Annotated in this window: 3 protein-coding genes; 2 read left to right on the top strand and 1 reads right to left on the bottom strand. The window is 69.8% G+C overall.

Annotated features, from left to right (window positions below):
- Both VF794_RS09595 and VF794_RS09590 read left to right on the top strand, forming a co-directional pair.
- The coding region (locus VF794_RS09595) for a hypothetical protein (protein ID WP_331108991.1) at window positions 1–218 on the top strand (218 nt) is incomplete at its 5' end.
- 2 nt (window positions 219–220) lie between these two features.
- The gene (locus VF794_RS09590; protein ID WP_331108989.1) at window positions 221–1684 is read left to right on the top strand and encodes a glutamate synthase subunit beta; all 1464 of its coding nucleotides are present in this window, start codon (window positions 221–223) and stop codon (window positions 1682–1684) included.
- A gap of 69 nt (window positions 1685–1753) precedes the next feature.
- Here the strand turns inward: VF794_RS09590 and VF794_RS09585 are convergent.
- Window positions 1754–3136, bottom strand: a 1383-nt coding sequence (locus VF794_RS09585) for a family 43 glycosylhydrolase (RefSeq protein ID WP_331108988.1), incomplete at its 5' end; no start/stop codon positions are given.

Below are 3136 nucleotides of genomic sequence, written 5' to 3'. Positions count from 1 at the left end.
CCGAAATCTGGCTCGTGCACGGGATGATTGAACGGCACTTCCACCACACGGGGAGCACGCTGGCGCGACGGGTGCTCGACAACTGGGAGCTGATGGTGCCGCAGTTCGTGAAGGTGATGCCCACCGACTACAAGCGCGTGCTCCAGGCGCGCCGGGCGGCCCGCAGGCCCCCCCCGGTGGCGGCTCCGCGCCTCCAGGTCGTGGGAGGGGAGGGCTGACCATGGGCAAGACGACCGGATTCATGGAGTGGAAGCGCGTGCCCGCCCCGAAGCGCGAGAAGTCCGAGCGCGTGGGAGACTCGCGCGAGTTCGCGCTGCCCCTGGCCGCCGACGAGGCGAAGCGGCAGGCGGGGCGGTGCATGGACTGCGGCGTGCCCTTCTGTCACCAGGGCTGCCCGCTGGGAAACCCCATCCCCGAGTTCAACGACGCGGTGTACCGGGGGAAGTGGCGGGAGGCCTTCCTGGCGCTGAGTGGTACCAACAACTTCCCCGAGTTCACCGGCCGGCTGTGCCCGGCACCGTGTGAGGCCGCCTGCGTCCTCAACATCGACCAGGACCCGGTGACCATCGAGCAGATGGAGAAGGAGATCATCGAGCGGGCCTTCGCCGAGGGCTGGGTGCGAGCCCGGCCTCCGACGAGCCGCACGGGCAAGCGCGTGGCGGTGGTGGGCTCGGGGCCGGCGGGGCTGGCGGCGGCGGCGCAGCTCAACCAGGCGGGACACAGCGTCACCGTGTACGAGCGGGACGACCGGCCCGGTGGCCTGCTGCGCTACGGCATTCCCGACTTCAAGCTGGAGAAGTCGGTGCTGGACCGGCGGCTGAAGCTGATGGAGGCCGAGGGGGTGGAGTTCCGCTGCGGGGTGGACGTGGGCCGCGAGCCGGGCTTCGGCGCGCTGCGCGAGCAGTACGACGCGGTGGTGCTGGCCATGGGCGCGAGGCGGGCCCGCGAGCTGGAGGTCCCCGGGCGTGAGCTGTCCGGCGTGCTGCAGGCCATGGAGTACCTGGAGCACCAGAACCGGGTGGTGTCGGGGCTGGCGACGCTGGAGCCCCGGCTGGACGCGGCGGGGCGGCGGGTGCTCATCCTCGGAGGAGGGGACACGGGCTCGGACTGCCTGGGCACGGCGCTGCGGCAGGGTGCGGCGAGCGTGACGCAGGTGGAGCTGATGCCCGCGCCGCCGAAGGTGCGCGCCGAGGGCAACCCGTGGCCGCGCTGGCCGCTCATCTTCCGGACGTCCTCCAGCCAGGAGGAGGGGGGGGCGCGCGAGTTCGGGCTGATGACGAAGCGGCTCGAGGGCGCGGACGGGAAGATGCGGGCGCTGCACGCGGTGAAGGTGGAGCTCCAGCGCGAGGCGGGGGGCGCACCGCGGCTGGTGGAGGTGCCCGGCTCGGAGGTGGTCTACGAGGTGGACCTGCTGGTGCTGGCCATGGGCTTCACGGGGCCGGAGACCGGGCGGCTGACGGAGGAGCTGGGCATGAAGCTCAGCCCACGGGGCAACGTGCAGGTGGATGCACGGTTCGCCACGTCGGTGGACGGCGTGTTCAGCGCGGGTGACACGAGCCGGGGGGCGAGCCTCATCGTCTGGGCCATCTCGGACGGGCGGGAGGCGGCGAAGGCCGTCGATGCGTACCTCTCCCAGGGGGCCTCCGTGCTGCCGACCCGAGGCAAGGACAGCGCCTTCGGCTGACCCGGGCGTGTGTCCGCCAACGCCGGCCACGGCGCCCTGAGGAGGCGCCGGGCCGGTTGTCGGACGCTGTCAGTAGACGCGGTAGTTGGTGTACTCGACCTGGGCGTCCTCGGAGACGAGGCCCGTCTGGCAGGACGTGAGTCCCACGGAGCGGACGTGCTTCTGGACACCGTCGACGTAGACGGTGAAGGACGAGCCGCTGCGGAAGACCTTCACGGTGTGGGTGGACGTGAAGCTGAACGTCCCCAACGCCACGTTCTGCCACCCCAGGTCCACTCCGCCCGCGACGGCATGGGACGCGAGGACGCCGTACCTCGGATCCAACCACACGGTCATGTGGTTCCGGTCGTCCTGGTAGCACACGAAGAAGCCGTACTTCGGATAGCCCGTGGGGCCCTGGGCCTTCAGGCGGATACCGGACTCCAGCGTGTAGTTGGCCGTGGTGGGAGCGGCCTTGCGCCACAGTCCCTTCCAACCCAACCCCGTGGCCCAGCCCACCACATCGCGAGCGCTCAGAATCTCGTACTTGCCGTTCTGCAACCCGTCGTAGGCGGGGTCACCCCACCCCTGCGTCGAGTCCATCTTCACGTTCGTGTAGTTGGCCTTGGTGTCCTCGGTGACGAGCCCCATCTGACCGACGATGTTTCCGATCTGCCGCGTCTGCTGGAGCGCGCCGTCGAGGAAGAACTTGTAGTTCCCGCTCCAGTTGCGCTCGACGCGGATGTTGTGGGCCACGGTCCAGTCGAACGTGCTCGGGAGGGCCGTGTTCTGCCAGCCCTTCAGCACCCCGTCGACCACCGCGAACGTCGCGAACATCATGTACTTCTTGTCCAGGAACGCGGCCACGTGGTTGTTGGCGTCCTTGTACGTCCCGTAGATGCCGAACTTGGGATAGGCCGAGGTCGTGCCCGTGGCCACCCACTGGACGCTCGCGGACACCGCCACGGACTCGAAGTTCGCGTTGCCGCGGAAGAGATTCGCCCAGCTCGACCCGAGCGTCGTGCCCGAGGCCGCCGTGGCGCTGGAGATCGTCCACGAGCCGGAACGCCCCACACCCTCGAACGAGCTGCCCCAGCCGTAGGCGTCGATGGGGTTGGGCGAGGCGGGCGCGCCGCTCTCCCCACCGGGCTTGGGCTGCGCGAGGGAGACGGACCTCGCCACGCCCAGGTTCAGCGAGCCGTCGCTCGCGATGTAGAACTCCTGGGCGCGCATGCTGCGGTCACCCCAGCCATCGGTGCTCAGCCGCTTGGCGTGGTAGGCCATCCAGTTCTCCGTGCCGTCCGGGGACTTCACGAACGTCGGGTGCCCCACGCCGTACACGTCGGCGTTCTTGCGGAACACCGGCCCGGTCTTCACCCAGGACTTGGGGTTGAGCAGGTTGCCGTCCGTGTTCGTCAGCAGCCCGAGCGTGTACTCCTGCGTCCAGCTCCCGCTCGCCGAGAAGATGACGGC

Origin of the sequence: Archangium sp. (genome assembly GCF_036389735.1) — a bacterium.
Classification (GTDB): domain Bacteria; phylum Myxococcota; class Myxococcia; order Myxococcales; family Myxococcaceae; genus Archangium.
This window is presented reverse-complemented; position numbering and strand designations above follow the sequence as displayed.